Origin of the sequence: Alloyangia pacifica, assembly GCF_900116195.1 — a bacterium.
Lineage (GTDB): Bacteria > Pseudomonadota > Alphaproteobacteria > Rhodobacterales > Rhodobacteraceae > Salipiger > Salipiger pacificus.
Genome location: NZ_FOZW01000003.1, coordinates 204,667 through 228,287, shown reverse-complemented (window position 1 = coordinate 228,287; position 23,621 = coordinate 204,667). Strand labels below are relative to the sequence as shown.

Sequence of the window (23,621 nt, the reverse complement as noted above, 5' to 3'; positions counted from 1 at the left end):
GCCTTAAAGATAATTGGCAGGCCTCGCATGCTACGCTATAGTCTGATTCATTGATCAAAGGAGTTTTCAAACATGACTGATAAGACCCCCGAGGGGGAGTCCCTCGAGTCCCCCGGCCGCCGCGAACTGCTTGGCAAAGCCGGGAAATACGCAGCGGTGACACCGCTTGCGGTAACGGCGCTTCTCTCCACCTCGATGAAGGCAGATGCCGGTGGCATCTTCCGGTCGGGTGGCATGAAGCACAAGAAAAAGCACAAGTTCAAAATGAAGAAGAAGTACGGCCACTTCCACTAAGCCCACCGAGATCCGGCATTTCGCGGGTCTCCGATTTTCTTCCTTTTGAGAAGACGTAATTCGTTGAGTGAAAATCTTTTTGTCCTCCCCGCAGCAGGGGTCACGCTGGCGGAAGTCAACCGTCAGCATCTTCTCTTGGTCCCAGAGAAGGAGCTTCTGTTTTCGGCCACTCCCCCGGTGGCCGAGGCTTGGGCTGGGTTCGAACTTGGCGTTGCGTCCGCACCATCGGATGCCGCCGCTGCTTCTGGCGGCGGCATTCTTCTGGATCTCATGCAAATCGGCGCGCTGGAGCCGCTTGCCACGTCGAGCGGTCCGGCGCGGGTCGGCTGTTCCGACACGCTTGATCTGGCCGGGGTGCATATCGTCGTCGCCTTCGAGGACGAAGCGCTGCGCGCAGAGCTGATGCCCTGTTTCGCGCAGCTGGTTACAGCTCCCTGCCGAGGCGACGACCACATCGTGGTGCAGCGCGAGGGAGAGAGCATCGGGCTGGCGCGGCGGGGCGAGGACATCGATTGGGTGTCACCGCACGAGGCGGTACCGCTGCTCAAGATCAAGCTGACCGAGGTCCTCTTCGATCACACCGATCACGTCATGCTGCACGCGGCCCAGCTCGAACGCGACGGGCGCTGCCTGCTTCTGCTCGGCGACGCCGGCGCTGGCAAGAGCACGCTTGCCACGGCGTTGGAGGAAGCGGGGTTCGCGCTTCTGAGCGATGATATCGTGCTGCTGTCGCCGCAGGGCGAGGTGTCCGCGCTGCCGTTCCCGGTGACCCTGAAGGAAGGGTCGTGGGCGCTGCTCGGCCATCGTCACGATGAGATCGCGGGTGCGGGCGAACACCTGCGGCCGGATGCTCTCAACGTGCGCTATCTCGGGCTGGTGGGCGATGGCGGCTGGAAGCCGGTGGCCTGGCTGCTGAAACTGGACCGGCAGGAGGACAGCGCGGCCACGATCGCGGATCTGGACCTGTCGGGGGCGTTTGCGGCGCTTTTGGCGGCCGCCTGGTCCGGTGAAGACTCCATGTCGCCCGAGGTTTTCGGAGCCATGGCGGGCTGCCTGCAGGGCGCGCACTACGGCACCCTGACATACTCTGATCTGCCGCGCGCCCTCATCGAGGTGTCGCGGTATTGCGAAGACTGAACGCGGTTCCCCAAGCGGAGGTAGGGTATTAGGAATTCAAGTTTGAAGTGATTTTTTCTAAGTGATTGTTTCACATATTTTTCATCGCCGCGTTCAATTTTCTGTTCGCATTTTGCCGATCTTGCGGCAGCTATTCAGACCGGCACTGGAGCCGCCACATGAGAGCAGGGTTCGCTGCATCTTCGCCGCTGGAAATCCTGGGTCGCGCGCTTTGCGGCGACCTTGGCCATGTGACCGACTGGGAGGGTCTGATAGGGGCCGCGAATGACCAGTTCGTCACCCCGGCGCTGTTTCACAGGCTGCGCCAAGGCGACATCCCGGCCGCTGAACCCGAGGCCATGGCCTATCTCGGAGAACTCGATTCCCTCAATTGCCGTCGGAATCGCGGCCTCTGGTCCATGGTCGCGGAGTGCACGGGCTTGCTCAACGCAGCGGGGATCGTGCCGACCCTGATCAAGGGCGCCAGCGAGTTGGCCCTGCAGGACGACCCTGCCGAGTTCTACCGCCTGATGATCGACGTGGACCTCCTCGTCGAACCCGAAGAGGCGGCAAGGGCGCTGAGCGTGCTGACCGGCGCGGGGTTCACCCGGCTCGAGGAGAGCGAATACGCGCATTCCCCCGGGAGCTTCTGGAAGCAAGGCTGTGTCGGGACGCTGGATCTGCACGCGGGTCTGCAGTCGGACATCGCACGGTTTCTGGCGGCGGACGACTGGCAGCGCCGCCGCCTGCTGTGCGAACGCGACGGGGTGCGGTTCTTCATTCCAGATCCGTCCCTGCGTCTTCTGATCAATGTCAGCCACGACATGCTGCACCATTCCGGGCTGTCGAAAGGCGGCATCAGCCTGCGGTATCTTCTGCCGCTCCGGCAGCAGCTCCAGCAGGCTGATGCCGGACTGGACTGGCCCTGGCTGCTTGGGCTGCGTCGCGACCGCAGGTTCCGCCTCGCCTTCGACTTGCAGATGCTGATGCTCCAGGAGTTGTTCGAAATGCCCTTGCCGGAAGCGGTGCGGCCCGATCTCGCCACCCGCTTCCTGCACCGTCGCCGCCTGATCAAGGCGCGCCACCCCCGGCTGGCGGAGATCGAATGGGCCGTGGTGAAGCCGCTCTACTCACGATTGAACGGTCAGTGATGGATTCTGGACACCACGCGCGGCTGCCTCCCAGATATCATTTTTCTCCGGCATGATGCCAAAAGGTCTCTTGGGGCTAAATCTGCTTTGAGTTGTGAGCCGGAGACGGTAAACCACAGGTATTGTTTTATTATTCTAAGGATTTTTGTGATGAAGATTGCCATTATCGGCACCGGCTACGTGGGGCTTGTCTCCGGGGTCTGTTTCTCGGATTTCGGCCACGAGGTGGTCTGCGTCGACAAGGACCCGCGCAAGATCGAGATGCTCGAGCGCGGCGAGGTGCCGATCTACGAGCCGGGTCTCGACACGCTTATGGCCAAGAACGTCGAGGCCGGGCGGCTGTCGTTCACGCTCGACCTGCAGTCGGCGATCGACGGCGCCGAGGCGGTGTTCATCGCCGTCGGCACGCCGACCCGCCGCGGGGACGGCCACGCCGATCTGAGCTACGTCATGGCCGCCGCCGAGGAGATCGCGAAAGCCGCCGATCACTACATCGTCGTGGTGACCAAATCGACCGTCCCCGTCGGCACCAACCGCAAGGTGCAGGAGGTGGTCGCCGCCGCCAACCCTGGCCTCGAGTTCGACGTCGCCTCCAACCCCGAGTTCCTGCGCGAGGGCGCGGCGATCGACGATTTCATGAAGCCCGACCGGGTGGTCGTCGGCGTCGAGACCGAGCGTGCCGCCAAGGTGATGGAAGACATCTACCGGCCGCTCTACCTGCGCGATTTCCCGATCGTCACCACCGATCTCGAGTCGGCCGAGATGATCAAATACGCCGCCAACGCCTTCCTCGCGACGAAGATCACCTTCATCAACGAGATCGCCGCGCTCTGCGAGAAGGTCGGGGCGAACGTGAAGCAGGTCTCCAAGGGCATGGGGCTCGACGGCCGCATCGGCAACAAGTTCCTGCACGCCGGGCCGGGCTATGGCGGCTCGTGTTTCCCCAAGGATACCAAGGCGCTGGCCCGCATCGGCCAGGAGCACGCGGCGCCGATCTCGATCGTCGAGACGGTGATCAAGGTCAATGAGGACACCAAGCGTCGGATGACCGACAAGCTGCTCGACCTTTGCGGCGGCAGCTTCAACGGCAAGAAGGTCGCGGTGCTCGGTGTGACCTTCAAGCCCAACACCGACGACATGCGCGACGCGCCGGCGCTGACCATCGTGCCGGCGCTGGTGGGCGGCGGGGCGAGCGTGTCGGTGGTCGACCCGCAGGGCCGCCGCGAGGGCGAGGCGCTGCTGCCCGGGGTGACCTGGGAGGAAGACCCCTATGCCGCCGCCGCGGGCGCCGACCTGCTGGTCATCCTCACCGAGTGGAACGAGTTCCGCGCGCTGGATCTGAAGCGCCTGGCGGGCGGCATGGCCACCGCCCGGCTCGCCGACCTGCGCAACATCTACGCCGTGGAGGACGCCGCGGCGGCGGGCTTCACCGCCTATGAGAGCATCGGCCGGGCAGGGTTTTCCGCCGCCTGAGGACGGATCCCCGGACAGCGAAGACGGGCGCGGCAGATGCCGCGCCCGTCTTGCGTTGCGGGTCCGACTGGCCGGCGGGGCTCAGCAGCGCTCCCAGAGCGGGCCGTGCATCTGCGCTTCCTGCGAGCCGAGGATGATCGCGCAGAACTGCGCCGCCTGCTCCACCGAGCCCTCGGGGTGTTTCAGGATCTCGGCGTTCAGCGCCTCGAGATCCTGCCGGGTCGGCCGGCGCCGGAGGGCGATGCCGAAGAGGAAGGTGAGCAGCTGCTCGGCGCTCGCCAGCGAGATGTCGACCATCAGCAGCGGCCCCTCGGGCGCGGCGCCCGGGGCCGAGGTCTTCTGCCACAGCAGCAGCAGCCTGTGCCCGGCGGCCTGCTGCGCCAGGCGGGAGACCTGCTGCTCGGGCGGGCCGCCCTCTGCGGCAGGCTCGGGCAGGCCGAGCTCGCCGCTGGCGATGGCCGGCCAGCCGCGCAGGAAGCTCGCGGCGGTAGGGAAGTACCAGAAGGGCACGCCGAGGAAGTTGTGGGTGTTGCGCGGGGAATCCCGTTCGGCCAGCAGAGTGGAGGCGAAGGCCAGCGCCGCCTCGGCGGCCTCGCGCAGCTCGGCCTCGTCGCGGGCCTGCGCGAGACCGCGCGCCAGGGCCACGTGCTCCGTGCGCAGCAGCTCGCGCAGGAAATCCATCTGGGAGGTCATGGGGGTCTCCTTCTTGTCAGGCTGAAACGTGGAGCCGCGCGAGCTGCCGCAGGATTTCCCGCGTGTAGCTCTCGATCGAGGCGGCCTCGGAGATATGCAGCCGGGCCCGGGCGGCGAGCGCGGCGCGGCGGGAGGGATCGGTCAGCAGGCCCTCGATCTTCTGCGCCAGCTCGGCGGCCACATGCGGCGTGTCCTGCACCTTGACCACCGCGTCGTCGGGCAGCTCGGCGAAGCTGCCGCCGTTGCTCACCACCACCGGCACGCCGATCCGCATCGCGTCGAAGACGACGCCGGAGGATTCGCCATGCGTCGGGTGCCGCAGGTTGATCACCGCGTCGCACTCCGAGATGTGCCGCTCGAAGGCCTCGCTGTCGGCGTAGCCGATCAGCGTGACCTGCTCGGCAAGTGCCATGCGGGTGATCTGCCGCTGCACCGTCTCGGCCTCGTCGCCGAGGTTGCCGACGATGCGCAGCTCCACCGGCAGGCCGCGCAGCAGCAGCTGCTGCAGCGCCTGCAGCACCTGCCCCGGCAGCTTGAAGCGGGTGACATGGCCGAACATGCCGATGGTGAAGCGCCCCGGGTCGGGCGCGGCGCCGGCGCTGCGCGGCGGGGCGGAGCTCATCACCAGCGGCGCGGTGCTGATGCGCGCCGCGGCGGCGGGCAGCTCGCGCAGCAGGCAGCTGCGGGCGAAGCTGCTGTGCAGGTGCAGCCCGCCGGCGTGGCGGGCGATCTGCGACAGGCCGGTGATCTCGAGCACGCCGACCCCGGCGAAATCGCTGGCTTCCAGCCGGCCGATGTCCTCGGCCTCGAAGTGGTTGGCGAGCATCGCCCGGTACTGCGGCACCAGCCGGCCCTGCCGGTGGCCGTGCTGCAGGAAGGGGTGGATGAAGGTGTCATGCACGATGGCCAGGGCGTTGCGGGCGAGCGCGTGGTCGTAGATCCAGTCGTGCATCTCGAGGTTGTTGCCCAGCTGGCAGATCAGCAGCTCGTATTCCGCCGGATCGAAGTCCCCGGCAGAGACCAGGCGCATTCCCCCGGGGGCGGCGGCCTCCTCGGCATTGGTGCAGACGATGGTCAGGTCGAGATGCGGCGCGAGCGCCTCGGCGAGGGTCCTGGCGCTGACCGCGATGCCGCTCCTGTGCGGCGGCCAGGGGGTGAGCATCGCCACCTTCGTGCCCGCCGGCAGATCCGGCAGCTGCCGGTCCAGGATGTCCTGGATGCGCCGCCGGTAGGCGATGCCGGCGCGCTGCCAGGTGAACTCCCGGGCGCGCTGCTGCAGCGCGTCGCGGCCCGGGGTGGCCTGCAGCGCCTGTTCCAGAGCCGCGGCCATGCTCTGTTGGCTGGTGGGATCGAAGTAGACGACGAGATCGCCGCCGATCTCCCGACTCGGGGGGATGTCGGAACAGGCCACCGGCACGCCGCAGGCCATGGCCTCGAGGATCGGCAGGCCGAAGCCCTCGTCCAGCGAGGGCATCACCGCGAGCCTTGCGTGGCGGGTCAGCCGGCCGAGTTCCTGGTCGGACACGTAGCCGGAGATCTCCACCGCCCCAGGATCGCCGTGCCCAGCGAGGATCGTCTCGATTTCGGCGCGGGTCTCCGGGCCGAGTTCGCAGACGATCTTCAGGAGCGCCGTGCCACCAGCCCGTCGCCAGGTGCAGAAGGCACGCACGAAACCGGCGATGTTCTTGCGTGGGTCGTCGCCGCTGACCAGCAACACGTAGTCCGGCCCCACCCCGGCGGCGGCACGCGGCGCGGGTGGGCGGAAGATCGACTGGTTGTAGCCGTTCGCGATGCCCCGGGTCCGGGCGGCGGCCATCGGCAGCAGCGCCGCGACCTGGGTGGCCACCGTCTGCGAGACCGGGGCCAGGAAGACGTTGGAGCGGCGGAAGAAATCGAGGCGGTGCAGGTAGTCCCGCCTGAGCTCCTTCGGCCAATGTGAAAAATACAGATCCTTGTGGGTGAAGGGGATCAGGTCATGCACCGTGAGCAGGCTGGGGAGTGTGACGTGATAGGGGAGGATCTGGTCCGACATCAGCGGGTTCGGGTGCCAGAACAGCGTGGTGTCGCCGGGTCGGTGCAGCGACTCGATCTCGGCCGAATAGGCCGCGGCGCGCGGCGCGGGGGACAGCGACAGGAGGGCCGGATCCACGATGTGAACGCCCACGTGGTCCATGTTCTGCGGAAAGGCGTCGCGCCAGCTCGTGTCCATGCAGGTGACCAGGATGTCGGCCTGGCGGTGGTGGAAGAGGACTTCCCGCAGGAGGCTCTGGAACACGCGTCCGATGCCGCGCCGCCAGGTCGGGGTGGACGCGGTGAGCCCGTCGATGATCAGCTTCATTGTGCGAGCTCCAGCACCTGGGTGAGACGTTCGAGAAAGCGGTCGGGGTCGCAGACCTCTTCGGCGTAGTTGCGGCCGTTCTGGCCAAGGACCCGCCTCAGCGCGGGCTGCTCGAAGCTGTCGATCGCCTTCCTGTATTCCGCCAAGGTACGGCAGGAATAGCCGCCCTTGCCGGTCTCGATATGGTCGCGCATCACCTTGCAGTCGCCGTGCACGATCACCGGCACGTCGTTCTGCCAGGCCTCGAAGAGCACGAAGCTGAAGCTCTCGTTCAGGCTCAGGTTCACCAGCCCCAGTGCATCCGACAGCAATTGCCGCTTGGCCTCGGTGTCGACGTAGCCGAGCTGTTTCACGTGCGGGCTGCGGAAGCCGGTCTCGACGCCCTTGCCGACCATGAGCAGCGGGATCGCCGGCAGGCCGTCGCGCAGCCGCTCCTCGCAGGTCTGGTTGTGCCAGTCCATCAGCTGGCGGATGTTCTTGCCCTCGTCGATGCGCCCGACGTAGAGGAGGTATTTCTCGAACACCCGGCCAAGCAGGCCCGGTGCCTCCTGCCGCCGCGCCGGGGCCGCGTCGATGAAGGGCAGCGAGACCGGCGGCGCCTCGAACTTGGCGCGGGTCATGGCCTCGCCATGGGCGTCGATGGCCAGCTGCTTCTCCGCCTCGGTGAGAAACAGCAGGGATCGCGCGTCGCGCACCAGGCGACCGACCGCGGGAAAGTAGAACGGCGGCTCGTCGTGGAAGGCCGGCATGACGTTCACCCGGCCGGGCAGGGCGGCCACCAGGTTGTGCACCATCGCCTGATAGTAGGGGCCGCCGAGGATCAGCGTCTCCTCCGGCAGCTGGCAGGCCGCCTCGACCAGCGCCGAGCTGGTCATGCCGTAGCGGAAGAACGCCTCCTTGAAGCGGTGCCCCACCGCGCCGCCGGCGAGCGCCTGGCTCGCCGCGGCGAAGCGGTCGTGGCCGGCCTCGTCCACCGGGAAGCGGCGGATGGGAAAGCCCATGTAGGCCTCGGGCCCGTCCTGCGGCGTGTTCTCCAGCCAGCTGCGGTAGGGGGCCATGGATTGCGACGTGTAGACCTCCACGTCGTATCCGCTGTCCCGCAGCGCCTCGCCGATCTTGAGCAGGGCGATCTCGGCACCCCCGGAACTCACCCCGAACCATGGGGCGACAATGACTGCGTTTCGACTCAAATGTCCGTCCCTCGAAAAATCTCCCCGACGCTGCCGGGTTTTTAATTAAATTGTGTCAAATATTTCTTAGGGCCCAATCGTAGAGCTCTTGGTCGGCCTGGTTTCTCGAAATGAGAATGTTTCTTACGTCTTCCGAAATGGCATAGTCCGACCCGACCTTCTTGTCGGGATTTGCGTTCCGGTTCGCCTCGTTGACCAGCGCCGTGCCGAGATGGTCCGACAGGCGCGCCAGGGAGTCCGAGAAGGTCTCGGAGAATCCTATGAAGTTCAGCCGGTCCCGCCCGATCGGGGCGATCATGCGGCTCTGCAGGTTGCTCTGCCCGGGCAGTTGCGCGAACTCCGCGAGGCTCATGTTCCGGGACTTGACCAGCGTCGCCACGTCGCCCGTCACGTCCGGCTTGGTGTGGTAATGGTAGCTGCTGACCACCCTTTGCACCGGGTCCCGCAGGAAGGTGACGATTTTCGTGTCGTCATCGATGATGCCTTTCAGGCGGGACAGGTCGAGGTGCCCGTGAATGACGTCGTATCTCTCCTCCAGGTCTCGTTTCGAGGTCTCGTAGACGATGTCGGGGTGGGCGTTGTGATACAGGGTTCTGGGCCCGAAGGCGCCGCGGTAGGCCGAAACAAGCGTGGATCCTGCGGTCTTGGGAATGTGTAGTGAAAGTATGAGTGCCATTTTCGGTTCCGTTTTGGTTCGCATGGACCCTATGTCGGAGACGGTTAATCCTTTGTTTACCAATAAAACTTGCCGATATTGAAATTCTGGCAGGGTCCATTCCGGCTTGATCAATTCTGGCCGGGCCCATGTTCCGATCAGTATGCGGAACCCGCGCCTTCCGACAAGCTCAACGCAAGAGAAAACCTGTAAGAGACTGCTTTTTGGTCATGCCCGGCACTTCGCCCGGTATCTAAGCTGTGCCGGGAGGCCCGTGGCCGGACCGGGAACGCCTCCGCCGGCCGCCGTGCGAGAGGGCACACGAGGGGATACGCGGAAGGCTGCAGGGGCCGGCGGTGCGAAGATATTTGAAATCCGGAAGCAACCTCTTAAGGTCACCTTGACGCAAGGGCAGTTGGTCTCGGCACGCAGCGGGGGCAGCACATAGATATCGGGTCTGACCGTTCGAAAGGGGCGCGGCTTGCAGGTCTTATATGAAGACGAGGCTACCAAAGTCGCGGCACGCCAAGGCGTCAACGATGAGACCAGTGGTTCGATCTTGCTGTCCTTCACCGGCATCGGCCACGGGATGGGCGGGCTCGACGTCCAGCGCCCCGAGTTCTTTGGCGCCGGTCGCGCTTTCGACAACATCATCTTCATCACCGACAAACGCCGGTCGTGGGGGAACGCCCTGGATTTCGGCGTTATAGCCGACGTCCTGTCGCCCTTCGTCGCCGGCAGGGAGGTCTACTCGATCGGGAACAGCATGGGGGGATTCATATCCATAATTTCGACGAGGTATATCGATACAAAGATTTCCATAGCCTTCGTCCCTCAATACAGCGTCAGTCCAGATCGGGTGCCCTGGGAAAAAAGGTGGCGAGATTACACCGCCAGTATCCAGACATACCGTTTCGAATGCGTGGAGGGATATTTTGCAGAGAGCACCAAGTATTTCATATTCTCCGGCGCAATCGGGGATGACTATCGCCACGCGAGACTTTTCCCGATCGGCGACAATATATTTCACTATGCCTTCCACGACATGGTGCATGAAGTCGCTGCGGATTTCAAACGGAGGAACGTCCTGGACGCCGCGGTGCAAAGCTGTTTCCGGGAGGATGCGCGCATGGATTTGGGGTTGAGCTACGAGAGGCTGAGCCCGCGCTGATCCGGGGGATTCCGCCCCCCTGCGTCTCGCCGCCCGCGGCAAGCGGTGCGCGGCGAGACGGCGCGGGATCACGAGATTGTCTGCACCAGAACCTCCCGGATACGGCCGCGTCCGGGAGGTTCTGGTGGGGTTTATTGAAAATTACGGATTTCATGATGAGGTGACGACCATGGGTAGAGATGAGATAATCGGGGCGTACCGCGGCCTGCTGGGCAGGCTGCCGACCGACGGTGAGGTCGCGTGGTGGCAGAGCGGGGGCGAAGACCCGTCGCAGAGACTGTATCGCGGTCTGCTGGACTCCCGTGAGTTCCGCAGCAAGTACCTGGACCCCAAGGCGGACGTCTACCGTGGCCACACCGAGCGGGACCTCGATGTCCTGGCCGAGATCGGCAGCCGGGTGGGGGAGATCACGCCGCATCCCGAGCGCATCTCGGACTTCCTGGGGGTGACGACCGACCCAGCATATTTCTCGGACAAGTCGCACATGAAGGGGAAGGTGACCCCCATTCCCTTCACCCCGGCCTTCCACGAGGGGATCGAATTTCTCGGCACGGCGCTCGCCGTCCTGCACGAGACGGACAAGCCATTCTGCGCCGTGGAGATCGGTGCCGGATGGGCGCCCTGGCTGGTGACCGGTGCGCGCATGGCCGAGCTCATGGGCCGCGGGATCGGTCGCCTCGTTGCGGTGGAGGCCGACCCCGAGCACGTGAAGTTCTGCGAGCGCCACGTCGCGGAAAACGGCTACGCGGGGTCTTTCACCATCCATCACGGGCTCGCCGGCATCGAGGATGGCACCGGCGAGTTCCCGGTCATCGACCCGCAGAGGCACTGGGGCGCCGGGGGCAACTACGACGGCACCTCCAGCGATCCGCGTCCGATGCAGCCGGTCGCGGTCTTCGATGTCGGGCGGATCTGCGAGGAGATCGCCGCCGAGCACGGCTATGTCGATCTGCTGCACGTCGATATCCAGGGCTACGAGGGCAGGCTGTTCCTCACCCTCGCGGAGCGTCTTGCCAAGACCGTGCACACCGTCGTCATCGGCACCCATGGCCGGCAAGAGGAGGCCGATATCCTGGCCGCGATGAAGGACACGCCGTTCCAGCTCCGGCACGAGAAGCCGGCGCGCTACCAGTGCTTCCCGCAGGAGCCGAAGGTCACCGTCGACGGCACGCAGATCTGGGTCAACACGGCGCTGTAGAGAGGCGCCGGCGCGGGGCAGGGCTCATGGTGCGCAGCATCTGGAGCAATTGCGCTTCGGTCGCTGACCACGTCGCCGCTGCACGCTTGTTCCTGCACCCTCGACGCGCTAGCAGAAGGTCGAAGGTCGAAGGTCGAAGGTCGGACAGAGAAATACGAGCGATGTCGAAAAAGATCGAAGTGCTGGAGGTCGGCGACGTACGGTTCTTGACCACACATCCCACCTTGGCGCTCGTCGCGCGCACATTGAGTGACAGCCTTGCGTCGGTGTCCAAGTCCTTCGGCCCCGTCGACATCTGGCTTGGTGCGCACCGGACACCTCGGGTCCCCCGCACCTCGGGGCGGCGGCTCGTGGTGGTGCAGACCGAACAGATACTGGATGTTGATGGGCGGCAAATCGATACCAGGATGACTCTCAGGCGCATCGCCCGGTTGGCATTGCGGGCAGATCTCTTCGTCGAGTGGAACCCGCACAACCGTGCGTTTTACGGGGTATTGCCGCGGCTTCTGCCACGCCGGTTCCTGTTCGGTCCTTATGTCTTCCCTTCGGACACGCGTACGCAGACCCCGGGCGAGGGACTGTCTTTCGTCGGGCATGTCACGCCAGAGCGACGGGCGAAGCTCGAGAATTTTCCAGACGTGCGATGCCTTCCGACCAAATCGGACATCGAGGAGATTGATCGGACCATCGCCGCGGGAGCCGCGATGCTGAACCTGCACGCCATGCCCGGCACCTATTCGGAGGTGCCGCGGGTGCTGTTGGCCTATCTGGCGGGCAAGCCCCTGGTGTCAGAAGAACTGGCCCCGCCCTTCAGCGCTGGCCATAGCTATCTGTTGCCGGACGCGCCGCGCACGCCCGAAGCACTGGCGCAGGTTTGGCAGGGGCTGAACACCGTGGCGGCCCGCTATCCGATCACCGAGATGCTCCGGTCGCGGTCCCGGCGGGTGCCCGCGGATCACGATGGAAACATGGCGCGACTGGCAGCCAGAAAAACGTGAAGATCGCACCCAGCTCGCGCCAGCACAGGAACGGGCCACGGCAAGGAACAGAGACTTGAAGAAACGCATCAGCATGTTCTGGGCCCAGGGCGAGGCCGGGGCCCCCGAGATCGTCCGGCGCTGCTGGGACGCCTGGGCGCGGCTGAACCCCGGGTGGTCGCTCGAGATCCGCAGCGATGCCGACGCCGGGGCCGCCTTCGACGCGCTCGGGCTGGCGCATGCGCCGGAGACCTTCCAGGGCCGGGCCGACGTGATCCGGGTGCAGGACATCGCCGCGCATGGCGGCGTCTACGTCGATTGCGGCACGATCCCCTGCCGGCCGCTCGACGACTGGCTGGAGCCGCTGATGGAAGAGGGCTTCTTCGCCTTCCACGATCCCTACCGCCGCCGCCCGATCGAGAACTGGTTCCTCGCCGCGACGCCGGGGCATCCGCTGGCCGAGGGCTGGCTGGCCGAAATGCGCCGCTACTGGGACCGGCCGCGGCGGCCGCAGGCGCAGCGCCGCGAGCTCGACCGCGGCGGCAAGGGCGCGCTGGCCTGCAGCCTTGCGGGGCTGCGCGCCGCGCCGCGCAGCAAGCGCGTGCTCGAGCCCAAGGACCGGGTCTGGTCGGTGCATCCCGAAGGCGGGGCGCAGCGGCCGGTGCACCCGTATTTCTGGCCGCATTACCTCTTTGCCCTGCGCCTGCAGCAGGCGCCGGACTTCCGCGAAGCCTGGGCACGGGTTCCCAAGCGTCCCTCCTACGAGAACCTGATGGTCCGCCACTGGAAGCGCGACTACGCCACGATGAGCGACACCGAGCTGCGCAGCCTGCTGGGCGCGCCGATGCAGAAGCTCTCGCTGAAATCGGTGCCGAAGCCGCCGCATCTGGACATGATCTTCGAGGCCGCGGAGCAGGGGTGATCCGGGGCGCCCGCGGGTCCGGTGGCGGCGCGCGGCAAAAATGGATCAGACCATGCGTCCCGAGGGCAGCGGCGGCTGCCAAGGTTGGACAAATTCGCCCCGGACCGCTATGCCGGATCGGACGGAACTTGGGACCCTGTATGCACGTTTTTTTCGAAACTTCCCGGCTTTTCGGCTAGGAAGCCAAGACCATGACCCGCGTAGTGATGAACGTCTCGTGCATGCCATGACAGACGACAGCGAAACCAGACAGGAAGTCGGGACCGGATCGGTCGCCGCGCCCCTCGTGTCCCTCGTGGTCATGAGCTACAATCAGGCCGGGTTCATCGCGGAGACCGTCGCCGGGGCGCTGGCGCAGGATTACCCCAACCTCGAGATCGTCTTCTCCGATGACGGCTCCGGTGACGACACCTTTGCGATCATCGAACGCGCCGTGGCGGGCTACGCCGGGCCACATGCGATCCGGCTCAACCGCAACACCCCCAACATGGGCTTCATCGGCCATCTCAACCACATTTTCTCGCTCTGCCGGGGGGAGCTCATCGTCTACAATGCCGGTGACGACATCTCGCTGCCGACGCGGGTCTCGCGACTGATGGCCGTGGCGCAGGAGACCCCCGCGCTGCTGATCCACTCCGACGCCTTCGAGATCGACGCCGCAGGCGCTCGCACGGGGGCGATCAACAGCCGCCGGGACGCGCTCGACACCATGCCGATCACCCAGGCTGCGAAGGCGATGGCGCTTTGTACCGGGGCGACCTGTGCCTGGCGCCCGGAGCTGATGACCCGATTTGGCCCGATCGTCGAGGCGCCGACCTTCGACGACCTGATCTTCTGCTTCCGGGCCCTTATGACCGGGGGCGTGGCGCATGTGCCCGAGCCGCTGATCGAGTACCGCGTGGGGGTCGGACTGTCGACCATGGAGAGCCTCCGCGACCTGCCGGCCAGTGCCCTGGAGGCGCGCACGCAAAGGCTGCTGAAGAAGCTCGACCTGCGCTCCGCCACGCTGCGCCAGCGGCTGCGCGACTGCCGCACCATCGGCGCTGCAGAGCTGGAAGACGTGGTCGCGGCAGAGCTGGCCAAGGTCGACTACGGCATCCGGATTCTGCGCGATCCCGGCTGTGACCGCTGGTCGCGCCTGCGTTCCTGGGCAGCGCTGCGGGAGTCGATGCGCGTGCGCGCCCGCTTGCGCAAGAAGCTCAATGTCGGGGTATGACAGCGAGAAGAAAAGACGCCGCCCACAGCAGAACTATCCCGCGGCCACCGTGGACGAATTTTGCACCGCCGTTCTCATCGCTCCGCATTCTACGTGAGGCGAAACCGTGGCGCGAGGGGATCATTGCACAAACTGTAGCGACCCGCTTAAACATCAACTGGCAGTGGCCGCGGCGGGATGAATGCTCGGTGTAACTCCACACATTGAGAGCTTCGCAGATACTGGCGTTCGCAAAACAGCAACTCGTTGAGCTTGGACCTGGAAAAAGAGTATGACGAATAAACACAATTCCCACGTAACCGCGAGTATTCCACCGGATGGAGAAAGACATTTGCCAGGGGTATTCTCTGGAACAATTGAGCTTGAGCATTTGCATAGATATCAACTGGCGCGCAGTATTGCGGAAGGCTTGGATGTTCTGGATATTGCCTGCGGAGAGGGGTACGGAACCGATATCTTAGCGACTCGCGCTAAATCGGTGATAGGGGTGGATATCAATGAAATTGCCGTGAAACACGCAAGTCTTTCATACCAAAATCCGCGCGCATCCTTCCGGCAGGGAAGTGCAACGAATATTCCACTGCCAGACGCATCGGTTGATTTGGTTGTATCCTTCGAGACGATCGAGCATCTAGAAGATCACGATCAGATGATGTCCGAGATTCGTCGGGTCCTGCGACCCAATGGGACCTTGATGATTTCAAGTCCCAACAAGTTAGAATACACCGACAAGCCTAAATATAACAATCCTTTCCACGTGCGCGAGCTCTATACAGACGAATTCATTGAGCTCGTTGGGCGAAACTTTTCAAATCACAGACACTATGGTCAACGACTTAGCGCTGCGTCCTTAATTGGAAACGATCAAACCTCAAAATTTCTTATATTTTCCGGTAATAGTGAGTGCGCCGGGGTGCCAGATGCCAGATATGACCTGATTGTAGCGTCAGATGGCGTACTTCCATCAATTCCGAACTCAGCTTTCGAAATTCCGGGCAATCCTTTGGAGCCGTACCTGGCTGAGGTCGAGATTAAAAAGGCTGACTCCGAGATTAAAAAGGCTGAGGCCGAGATTAAACTGGCTAAGGCCGCGATTGAAGAGGTGAAGGAGAGAAGTGCCCTCATTGCAGCGCAAAAGGATCAAACTATAATTCAATTGATCGGACACCTTCTGAACACGACCAAACAAGCAAACGACTTACTCCAAAGTAAATGGTGGCGCCGGACAGGTCCCTTCCGACACTGGTCCAATATCCTGAGGATGCGGCGTGGACGAAAAAAGAAACGTTGGCCAAAGTCGTTCGAAATTCCAGAGTTTGTTAAAAAAATTCAGTCTGATAATGAGCAGCTCAACGTTCTCAGTTCCGAGACGCGGGGAGCGCACGCTCATTTCTTGCCGACAAATGACTACCGTCATCCCGATGTTATTCCACCTTATGGAAAGTATGGTTTCGGAATTGACATGCCTGTAGTCAAGTATTCGGGCATTGAAGAAGGATTTCATGATTACGTGGCCCACGAGACTTTGGAATCGGTGGTTAGGACAATTGCCTTCTACCTTCCTCAGTTTCATCCTTTCCCGGAAAACGATGAGTGGTGGGGAAAAGGGTTCACAGAGTGGACCAACGTTGGAAAGGCAAACCCTCTGTTTCCAGGTCACCATCAGCCTCATTGTCCAATTCATCTAGGGTATTATGACCTACGCGTGCCTGATGTCATGGAAGAGCAAGCGAAATTAGCAAAAAATTATGGGATCTCCGGATTCGCGTATTATTTTTATTGGTTCGCGGGCAAACGTCTTATGGACGGACCCTTGGAAGCCATGCGGGACAATCCAAACATCGACATGCCGTTTTGCATGATTTGGGCTAATGAAAATTGGACGAGACGTTGGGATGGGCTCGACGAAGAGGTGCTGATCGCCCAAGATCATTCGCTCGATGATTCGGCTGCCATGCTGGATTACCTGAAGTCTTTCATGGAAGACCCCAGATATATCAAAATTGACGGAAAACCCTTGTTTATCGTGTATCGAGCACATCTCATACCCGACTTCAAGAAAACCGTTCAAATGTGGCGCGAACAGGCGGAACGTATGAACTTGGGTGGCCTCTACGTTGTGTCTGCTCAAATCTCTGCTGACCTGTCGCCTGAGGAACTTGGTCTTGACGCATTGATGGAGTTTCCACCACATGCAATCAAAGCGTCGAATGTGACCAAAGACGTGGCAGGCCTAAACCCCGACTTTAAGGGTGGAATCTTTGATTACGATGCTTTGGTCGCGAACGAGGTCAGAAAGCCTCCCTCGGAAACCACAGTCTTCCGGACAAGCATGCTTTCTTGGGACAACACGGCACGCCGCGGCTTGAAATCCTCTGTTTTCGAGGACTTTAGCCTTACGCGATATAGTCAGTGGCTTAGTTCTAATATGGAAGCCGCAGCAAAAGACGAAAACCGGACGGACGATGAGAGGATCGTCTTCGTCAATGCATGGAACGAGTGGGCAGAAGGAGCCCACCTTGAGCCTGATCAGAGATACGGATACGGCTATCTCGAAGCAACACGCCAAGTCATTGCGAAATATCCCGCCTCCGCAAAGCCATTTATCTCGCCATGTGTTCCGGAGAAAACCAATAGAAAATACGCTCTGGTTGCTCATATCCATTACGCCGAAACATGGAGCGACATTCAAAATTGCGTGGAAAAATTTTCAGAAGGCACCTTGGACGTGTACGTGACGACAACTAGCGAAGAAGTCGCGACCGTTGTCAAATCTTCGATGCCGGATGCGGTTGTTGAATTGGTGGACAATCGCGGTCGCGATGTACGCCCATTCTTGATGATGATGAAACGGATCGCACACCTGAAATATCGCGCCATCTGCAAGGTACATGGCAAGAAATCAGTTTATCGTGCGGATGGTGACACCCTACGGATTAACATGCTGACAGCGCTTATTGATCCGGATTTGACCGAACGTTTCGAACAAGATGCAAAGTTGGGTATCTTGGCGGCCCAAGATTCGATCGTTGACCACAACACGGCAAACATGTTTCTTAACAAGAGTAATGTTGAGTATGTTTCAGAAAAGATTGGCCTTCATTTCGAAGATGATAAGTTCATTGCTGGTACAATGTTCTGGGTCGATCCCTCAGCCATTTCCCCTCTTCTGACTTTGAAGGATAGTGTATTCGACATTGAGAGAGGGCTAGCAGATGGCACCGTGCCCCACGCAATAGAGCGCATATTTATTAATCTTGTTCGCAGGTCTGGCTATAAGCTAGGCGTTGTGTGACGACGCGACTTTGCGAGCTTAAAAGCTCGGCAGCTGTTGCCGACAAACGTCGGCGGCAGCTACCGGATTGGGCCAGGATTCATGACAAATAGATGAGGGTTTCAGATAGCACGATAACAATGGGGAAGACTATTGGGCAGCGATCGTAACGGCTCGCTACGCGCCTCCGATTCTTGAGCTTACCGAACATGATCTCGGTGCGGTTTTTCCGCCTCCAGCGGCGCTTATCATTTCTGACAGGTGTCTCGCGTGTCTTCAATGCCACCCACCAGCGCCGCCGCTATTCATTAGATGCGCAATGCCCTGGCACATGCTCCTGCCAAGTAGCGCACGGCGGTCGCGGCCATGCTGAAGACGATCTTCGCGAAGGAGACCAAGTCCGACGCCGAGGCGCAATGGGAGGTCGTGGCAGAGGCCCTGCGCGAGAAGAAACCTTCGCTCGGGGCCCGGACAATCCCATAGTCAGGTTGCCCGCCGTGGCAACCTGACAGACCCTGACCTCTCAGAAGGTCGGCGCTCCTACACCACTTAGCGTAATCGCCATGTCCCACCCGCTCCATACCGTGGGCAGGATGACCGCAGCTCAGCGTGTCGCTGAGTAGTGAACATGGAGGCGACGATGAACGTATTTGCGGCACTTGATGTCTCACAAGATCTGACGGCGATCTGCGTGGTCGAGGGCGCGGGAACCGTACTGGCAGAGGCCAACGTGCGGACCTGTCCAGACGCGATCTCGGCGTGGCTCGCAGGGCAACCGGTCGAGATGGAACGGGTAGGCATGGAGACGGGTCCGTTGGCCATCTGGCTCTGGAATGCACTGACCGAGCGCGGGCTGCCGGTCCTTTGCCTCGATGCCCGCCACGCCAATGTCGTGCTCAAAATGATGCCGAACAAGACGGACAGGCTGGATGCCCGAGGCTTGGTGCAGATCGTCCGGACCGGCTGGTTCCGGGCCGTGCAGATCAAGAGCCACGACGCCTATGTGACACGCGCCTTGCTGACTGCGCGGGATACGCTAGTCAGCATGCGCGTCCGGCTGGAGAATGAAGTCCGGGGCCGTTGAAGACCTTTGGCGTGATGTTCGGCAAGCAGGTCGGCGGCTCCAAGCGCCGTGCTGAGGAGATCATCGCACGCGATCTTGCGGTCTCGCCCGAGCTCGTGCCTGTATTCAAGGCCCTGATGCAGGCCCGGCGCGAAATCTTGGTCAGGATCGCCGATCTCGATCGCCGGATCCGTGTGATTGCCAGACGCCATCAGACGGTCCGCTTGCTGATGATCACACCGGGCGTCGGACCGATTACTGCGATGGCAGTCGTCGCGGCGTTCGACGATGCCGGATGGTTCCGTCGCTCGTCGAGTGCCGGGCCTACCTTGGCCTGACGCCGCGCCGTTACGAGACGGGCGAGATCAGCGGGAACGGTCGCATCTCGAAGCGCGGCAATACCTTCACCAGGAAATGCCTCTTCAAGAGGGCAAACGGGATCTACTGTCCGAAGCTCGGTGGCGGGCGCCTCCGCGACTGGGCCAAGGCAATCGCAGAACGCACCGGACCGCAGAAGGCAAAGGTAGCGCTGGCCAGGAAACGGGCTGACACGCTGCACGCCATGTGGCGCGCCGGCACACCCTTCCAGGAGGAAACCACCATCTGAACCAGCCAGATCCACGACGCCGAATTCGCCACACCCGAATGCGTCCAGCCGGGACGCGCGGCGAAGGCAAGATCGCTCCAAGGACAGCGGACTTGACCGCGCGCACCACTTCGATCTGCCCTACCCTGAACGCAAGCATGCGGCACCCATCGCGGTGATCCCGGAGAGAACCCAAGAGCCCGGCACGCAGGAGGACCAGGAATGAGATCAGCACTTGACCAAGGCGATTAGAAAACCTTCTGGGACATCATCGCCGAACATGACAGCGTCCCCCTGCATCAAGTAGCAAACATCAAGTAATAAACCAGACGGTCAGCGAATCTCACTGCCTCAGCGCCTGATTGTTGCTGCGATAGTTCGCGGTCTTGTACGTCATCTTCGCTGTCCTGCTTAGGCAGGCCAGCTACCACGCTGAGTTCACAACGTGGATCTTTCCGGAGCATTTGCGTAACAACGTCGAACAGTGACGGAAGCCTCAATCCTGCGTTGCGGAATATGAACCTGCGTCGCGCGGACCTGTATCGCGAACCACTCAACGCCGTGGTCGTCAGAATTAGCCCTGAGGGTCTTCGGGCACCTGAAACAGCGCGCGGAAGGCCGGGCACTCCTGCATCAGACGGTCTGCCACGTTGAAGCCGGCCACCTGCCCGTCGGCGAGCACGAGCACCCGATCCACATAAGCCAAGGTCGAAGCGCGGTGCGTCACGAAGATCAGCGTCGCGTCCTTCAGTTCCGACACCAGCGCTGCCATCACCGCGCGTTCGTTGGCGCCGTCCAGCGCGCTGGTGATCTCGTCGAAGATATAGACCTTGGCCTGCTTGGCGACACCGCGTGCGATGCTCAGGCGCTGACGCTGGCCGCCAGACAGGGCGCTGCCGTTCGGCCCGACCGGGCTGTCGAGCCCATCCGGAAGGCGCGCGATCAGGCTATCGAGCTGGGCAATCCGGGCGGCGCGCTCGAGCTGCGCGCGGGAGGCGCCGGGGTGGCCGTGGGCGATATTTTCCGCCAGCGAGCCATCAAACAGGAACACATCCTGCGAGATCAGCGCCACCGCATCATGCAGCCCCTCGCGCGACAGCTCCCGCAGGTCGATGCCGCCGAGGGCGACCTGCCCCTGTTGCGGATCGTAGAACCGTTGCAGGATGTCGATCAGCGTGGACTTTCCTGCTCCCGACCTGCCGACGACGGCGATCCGCTCCCCCGGTGCGATCGACAGGCTGACATCGCGCAGGGCCGGCGCTCCTTCACCGTAGCTGAACGAGACGTCGGTCAGGGTGACGGAGGGGGCAGCCCCGTCGAGCGTCCTCGTGCCATAGGGCTTTTCCTGCGGCGCGCGGTCCAGCTGGCCGTACATCTGCCGGACGAACATGAGACTTTTCTGCACCTCCACCCAAACCGCCGAAAGCCGTTCGGCCGGCTTGTAGGCCATCAGGAAGGCGGTGAGGAAGGCGGTGAATTCGCCGGCCGTGCGGTCCGTGCTCGCGATCAGCCAGGAGGCCAGCACCACGAAGCTGCCGATCATCAGCCCACCCAGGAACTCGATGATCGGAACCGTCGAGGCCGTGACCCGGGCAAATTGCAGTCCGCGCTCTTCCAGGGCCTCCATTGCCGTGTTGAACCGGGCCACGGACTTGCGTTCGAGCTGGAAACTTTTAACCGTCTTTATCCCGCGCAGCACCTCTGAACCGACGCTGAAGAACATTGCGGCAAGGCCTGCATCGGTGGTGGCGAGCGTACGAATGCGCTGCGACAGCCGCGAGACCAGCCAGAGGATCGGAGGCACACAGAGGCAGGCAAACAACGCCAGAACGGGGTCCTGCAACACCATGACCGTGAACAGCGCCAAAAGCGTCAGGATTTCGACCGTCATGCGGTTGCAAACGTCGACCACCGCCTGCCCCGCCGACTGACCGAGCATCTGCACCATGACCATTTGCGTCGCGGCATGCTGATTACTGAAGAACCCCAATTCCTGGCGAATGACCGTCGCAAAAAGCTGCTTTTGGTAGCCCACCGAAACCGAGCGTTTCAGGACGACGTTCATCACTTCAGTGAAGTATTGGAAGAAGCTCTTGCCAATAGCGACACCGATGATGATCAAGGCCACCCGCAGCGCGGCACCCTGATGACCGGCACCGAAGACATCGTCCACCACGAGCTTTGTCGAATTTGCCAGAGCCCCGGTAAAACCGGACACGCCGACGACACACAGGAGGGTCAGCGCGATGGCCTTCCAGCGCAGGGGCACGACTTCGCGCAGGAGCCGGGTGCCATGGCGCAGCGCCTCCCGAGTGGAGATCGGCACGTCTTTGGCGGGTTGCGCGGGTGCAGGGCTTTCGGGGAGGTCACTCATCCGGCATGTCCTGGCGTGGTGTCTTCGAACAAGCTGTTGAACGCGGGGTTGTCTTGCGCCAGCGCCGCGGGCGTATCACTCGCCACCAGCCGGCCTTCCGACATGACGATGACCCGCTCCACATAGGCCAGCGTCGACGGCCGGTGGGTCACGAAAATCAGCGTGGCCCCATCGAGCGCCGCGATGACCGAGGCCATGATGGCGCGCTCGTTCTCCGGGTCCAGGGCGCTGGTGATTTCGTCAAAGATGTAGATGCTCGCCTTCTTGGCGATGCCCCGCGCGATTGCGAGCCGCTGCCGCTGGCCGCCCGACAGCGCCTGTCCATTCGGCCCCACCGGGCTGTCGAGCCCCTTGGGCAGGGTCGCAATGACGTCCTCCAGGCAGGCGCGCCGGGCCGCCTGTTCGATATCCTCCCGCGAGGCATCCGGATTCCCGTCGGCGATGTTCTGGGCGAGCGTGCCGTCGAACAGGAAGACGTCCTGCGAAATGAAGGCGATCGAGCGGTGCAGGGCCTCGTGGCTGATGTCCCTGATGTCCGTGCCATCCAACGTGACCTTCCCCTCCTGCGGGTCGTAGAACCGCTGGAGGATGTCGATCAGCGTGGTCTTTCCCGCGCCGGAGGAGCCGACCACCGCCACGCGTTCGCCTGCGGGGATCACCGTGCTGACTCCCGTCAGAGCGGCCGCGTCCTCGCCATAGCGAAACGACACATCCTGCAGCGCGATCTCCGGGGTATGGGCGCGGGGCAGGTCGGCCGTGCCATAGCGCATCCGCACCGGTTCCCGATCAAGCACATCGTACATCTGCGTGACCAGAACCATCTGTTTCTGCATGTCCACCCAGATCCTGGACAGGCGTTCCGCCGGTTGGTAGGCCATCAGGAAGGCGGTGATGAAGGCGGCGAATTCTCCCGGCGTGCGGCTGCCGTCTGCTGTCTGCCAGGCCCCATAGACCACGAAAAGCCCGATCACCAGACCGCCCAGGAGCTCCATCATCGGCACGGTGGTGGCACTGATACGCGCCACATGCAGCACGCGTTTCTCCGCCTTGTCGACAGCGGCATCGAACCGCGCGATGGAGGCCTCTTCCATCTGGAAACTCTTGACGGTTTTGATTCCGTCAAAAATCTCCGATCCGACCTCGAAATAGCGCCCGGCAAGCTTCAGCTCGCGCTTGGTCGCGCTCCTGATCTTTTTCGAAAGGTGCGACACCAGCCAGAAGATCAGCGGAAACACGACGCCGCACAACAGCGTCATGCCGGGATCCTGCATCACCATGACGCCCAGCAGCGCAATCAGGGTCAGCACCTCGACAACTGCCCTGTTGCACACGCCCATCACCACGCGGCCCGCGGAGCGCCCGATTTGCATCAGCACTGCCATCTGGCGCGGCGGATGCTCACGGGCCAGATAGGCCACGTCCTGGTTGAGGATATGTTCGAACAGCTTCTTCTGGTAGGTGATCGAAATCGACCGGTTGAAAATGGCCGCGATCAGCGCGCTGCCATAGGTCATGAGACTTTTCGCGGCAGAGATCGCGATCACCAGCCCGGCCACGCGCCAGGCCGCACCGGGTGTGGCATCGACAAAGACACCATTCACGATGGTCTTTGTCGAATTCGCCAGCGCCCCGGTAAAGAAGGCCACGCCGACCATGCAGACGACCGAGATCGCATAGGTCTTCCAGAGGGGAGGCAGCGCTTCGCGGATGACCCGCCAGCCGTTGGAAAGGGCTTCCAGCGAAGAGATTTCCCTGTCATCCAACATCGTCTGACCTGAACTCCCTGTCGCGCATCGCTCGCGTCTTAATCAGGTTCGTTCCAAAGTCGCAAGCCTTAGCTGGACGTGCCCTCGTGCTCCGACATTCGCGCAACCACCGGGGGGCACAGATTGGTGGCTTTCGAGTGTGTGCGCTACTTGAAGCGCGATTC

19 protein-coding genes and 2 pseudogenes are annotated in these 23,621 nt (G+C 62.5%); 14 read left to right on the top strand and 7 right to left on the bottom strand.

Annotated elements, in window-relative coordinates; genetic code table 11:
* The first annotated feature begins 72 nt into the window (after positions 1-72).
* The 4 genes from BM397_RS08325 to BM397_RS08310 all read left to right on the top strand — a co-directional run bounded on the left by BM397_RS08325 (position 73) and on the right by BM397_RS08310 (position 4,034).
* Positions 73-294 (top strand): hypothetical protein, encoded by a 222-nt coding sequence (locus BM397_RS08325; RefSeq protein WP_092422843.1) that lies wholly within the window; start codon positions 73-75, stop codon positions 292-294.
* Between the two features lie 135 nt (positions 295-429).
* On the top strand, positions 430-1,431 hold the full coding sequence (locus BM397_RS08320; protein WP_143187058.1) for a hypothetical protein: 1,002 nt from the start codon (positions 430-432) through the stop codon (positions 1,429-1,431).
* A gap of 230 nt (positions 1,432-1,661) precedes the next feature.
* On the top strand, positions 1,662-2,561 hold the full coding sequence (locus BM397_RS08315) for a nucleotidyltransferase family protein (protein ID WP_176806555.1): 900 nt from the start codon (positions 1,662-1,664) through the stop codon (positions 2,559-2,561).
* Positions 2,562-2,711: 150 nt separating this feature from the next.
* A complete protein-coding gene (locus BM397_RS08310; RefSeq protein WP_092567379.1) occupies positions 2,712-4,034 on the top strand; it encodes a UDP-glucose dehydrogenase family protein in 1,323 nt (440 codons plus the stop codon).
* Positions 4,035-4,115: 81 nt separating this feature from the next.
* On the opposite strand, the gene BM397_RS08305 is transcribed toward BM397_RS08310, so the two are convergent.
* From BM397_RS08305 to BM397_RS08290, 4 genes are read right to left on the bottom strand one after another with little or no spacing between them, the layout of a single operon-like run.
* Positions 4,116-4,727 (bottom strand): hypothetical protein, encoded by a 612-nt coding sequence (locus BM397_RS08305; protein ID WP_092430732.1) that lies wholly within the window; start codon positions 4,725-4,727, stop codon positions 4,116-4,118.
* Between the two features lie 16 nt (positions 4,728-4,743).
* Positions 4,744-7,065 carry a glycosyltransferase gene (locus BM397_RS08300; RefSeq protein ID WP_092430734.1) on the bottom strand — a complete coding sequence of 774 codons (2,322 nt, stop codon included), beginning with the start codon at positions 7,063-7,065 and terminating at the stop codon, positions 4,744-4,746.
* A complete protein-coding gene (locus BM397_RS08295; protein WP_143015446.1) occupies positions 7,062-8,255 on the bottom strand; it encodes a glycosyltransferase family 4 protein in 1,194 nt (397 codons plus the stop codon). Before BM397_RS08295 ends, BM397_RS08300 begins: the two co-directional genes overlap by 4 nt.
* Positions 8,256-8,310: 55 nt before the next feature.
* Positions 8,311-8,931, bottom strand: coding sequence for a sulfotransferase family 2 domain-containing protein (locus tag BM397_RS08290; RefSeq protein ID WP_176806942.1), 621 nt, complete (start codon positions 8,929-8,931; stop codon positions 8,311-8,313).
* A 460-nt stretch (positions 8,932-9,391) separates the two neighbouring features.
* Here BM397_RS08290 and BM397_RS08285 point away from each other — a divergent pair, with 460 nt between their 5' ends.
* The 6 genes from BM397_RS08285 to BM397_RS08260 all read left to right on the top strand — a co-directional run bounded on the left by BM397_RS08285 (position 9,392) and on the right by BM397_RS08260 (position 17,689).
* The gene (locus BM397_RS08285) at positions 9,392-10,081 is read left to right on the top strand and encodes a hypothetical protein (protein ID WP_092430740.1); all 690 of its coding nucleotides are present in this window, start codon (positions 9,392-9,394) and stop codon (positions 10,079-10,081) included.
* A 169-nt stretch (positions 10,082-10,250) separates the two neighbouring features.
* Positions 10,251-11,279: an FkbM family methyltransferase gene (locus BM397_RS08280; protein ID WP_092430742.1), complete on the top strand. Its 1,029-nt coding sequence runs from the start codon at positions 10,251-10,253 to the stop codon at positions 11,277-11,279.
* A 161-nt stretch (positions 11,280-11,440) separates the two neighbouring features.
* A complete protein-coding gene (locus BM397_RS08275; protein ID WP_092430744.1) occupies positions 11,441-12,277 on the top strand; it encodes a hypothetical protein in 837 nt (278 codons plus the stop codon).
* Positions 12,278-12,332: 55 nt separating this feature from the next.
* Positions 12,333-13,178 carry a glycosyltransferase family 32 protein gene (locus BM397_RS08270; protein WP_092430746.1) on the top strand — a complete coding sequence of 282 codons (846 nt, stop codon included), beginning with the start codon at positions 12,333-12,335 and terminating at the stop codon, positions 13,176-13,178.
* 226 nt (positions 13,179-13,404) lie between these two features.
* Positions 13,405-14,394, top strand: a complete 990-nt coding sequence (locus BM397_RS08265; protein ID WP_176806945.1) for a glycosyltransferase — start codon at positions 13,405-13,407, stop codon at positions 14,392-14,394.
* Positions 14,395-14,665: 271 nt separating this feature from the next.
* Entirely contained in the window at positions 14,666-17,689 is a 3,024-nt protein-coding gene (locus tag BM397_RS08260) for a glycoside hydrolase family 99-like domain-containing protein (protein ID WP_092430750.1), read from the top strand.
* A gap of 79 nt (positions 17,690-17,768) precedes the next feature.
* On the opposite strand, the pseudogene BM397_RS29660 reads toward BM397_RS08260, so the two are convergent.
* Positions 17,769-17,945: pseudogene (locus tag BM397_RS29660) on the bottom strand (IS5/IS1182 family transposase); the annotation flags it as partial.
* Between BM397_RS29660 and BM397_RS08255 the strand changes: the two are divergent.
* From BM397_RS08255 to BM397_RS29645, 4 genes and pseudogenes are all read left to right on the top strand, one after another.
* Positions 17,938-18,136, top strand: a pseudogene (locus tag BM397_RS08255) (transposase); the annotation flags it as partial. The pseudogenes BM397_RS29660 and BM397_RS08255 overlap by 8 nt on opposite strands.
* Positions 18,137-18,296: 160 nt before the next feature.
* Entirely contained in the window at positions 18,297-18,752 is a 456-nt protein-coding gene (locus BM397_RS29655) for an IS110 family transposase (RefSeq protein WP_245696250.1), read from the top strand.
* A 14-nt stretch (positions 18,753-18,766) separates the two neighbouring features.
* A complete protein-coding gene (locus BM397_RS29650; RefSeq protein WP_245696251.1) occupies positions 18,767-19,069 on the top strand; it encodes a hypothetical protein in 303 nt (100 codons plus the stop codon).
* On the top strand, positions 19,027-19,338 hold the full coding sequence (locus BM397_RS29645) for a transposase (protein WP_245696252.1): 312 nt from the start codon (positions 19,027-19,029) through the stop codon (positions 19,336-19,338). The genes BM397_RS29650 and BM397_RS29645 overlap by 43 nt, the downstream gene beginning before the upstream one ends.
* A gap of 553 nt (positions 19,339-19,891) precedes the next feature.
* Here BM397_RS29645 and BM397_RS08245 read toward each other — a convergent pair.
* Both BM397_RS08245 and BM397_RS08240 read right to left on the bottom strand, forming a co-directional pair.
* Positions 19,892-21,691, bottom strand: a complete 1,800-nt coding sequence (locus BM397_RS08245) for an ABC transporter ATP-binding protein (protein WP_092430752.1) — start codon at positions 21,689-21,691, stop codon at positions 19,892-19,894.
* Positions 21,688-23,457 carry an ABC transporter ATP-binding protein gene (locus tag BM397_RS08240; protein ID WP_092430754.1) on the bottom strand — a complete coding sequence of 590 codons (1,770 nt, stop codon included), beginning with the start codon at positions 23,455-23,457 and terminating at the stop codon, positions 21,688-21,690. The genes BM397_RS08245 and BM397_RS08240 overlap by 4 nt, the downstream gene beginning before the upstream one ends.
* Between the last annotated feature and the right edge of the window lie 164 nt (positions 23,458-23,621).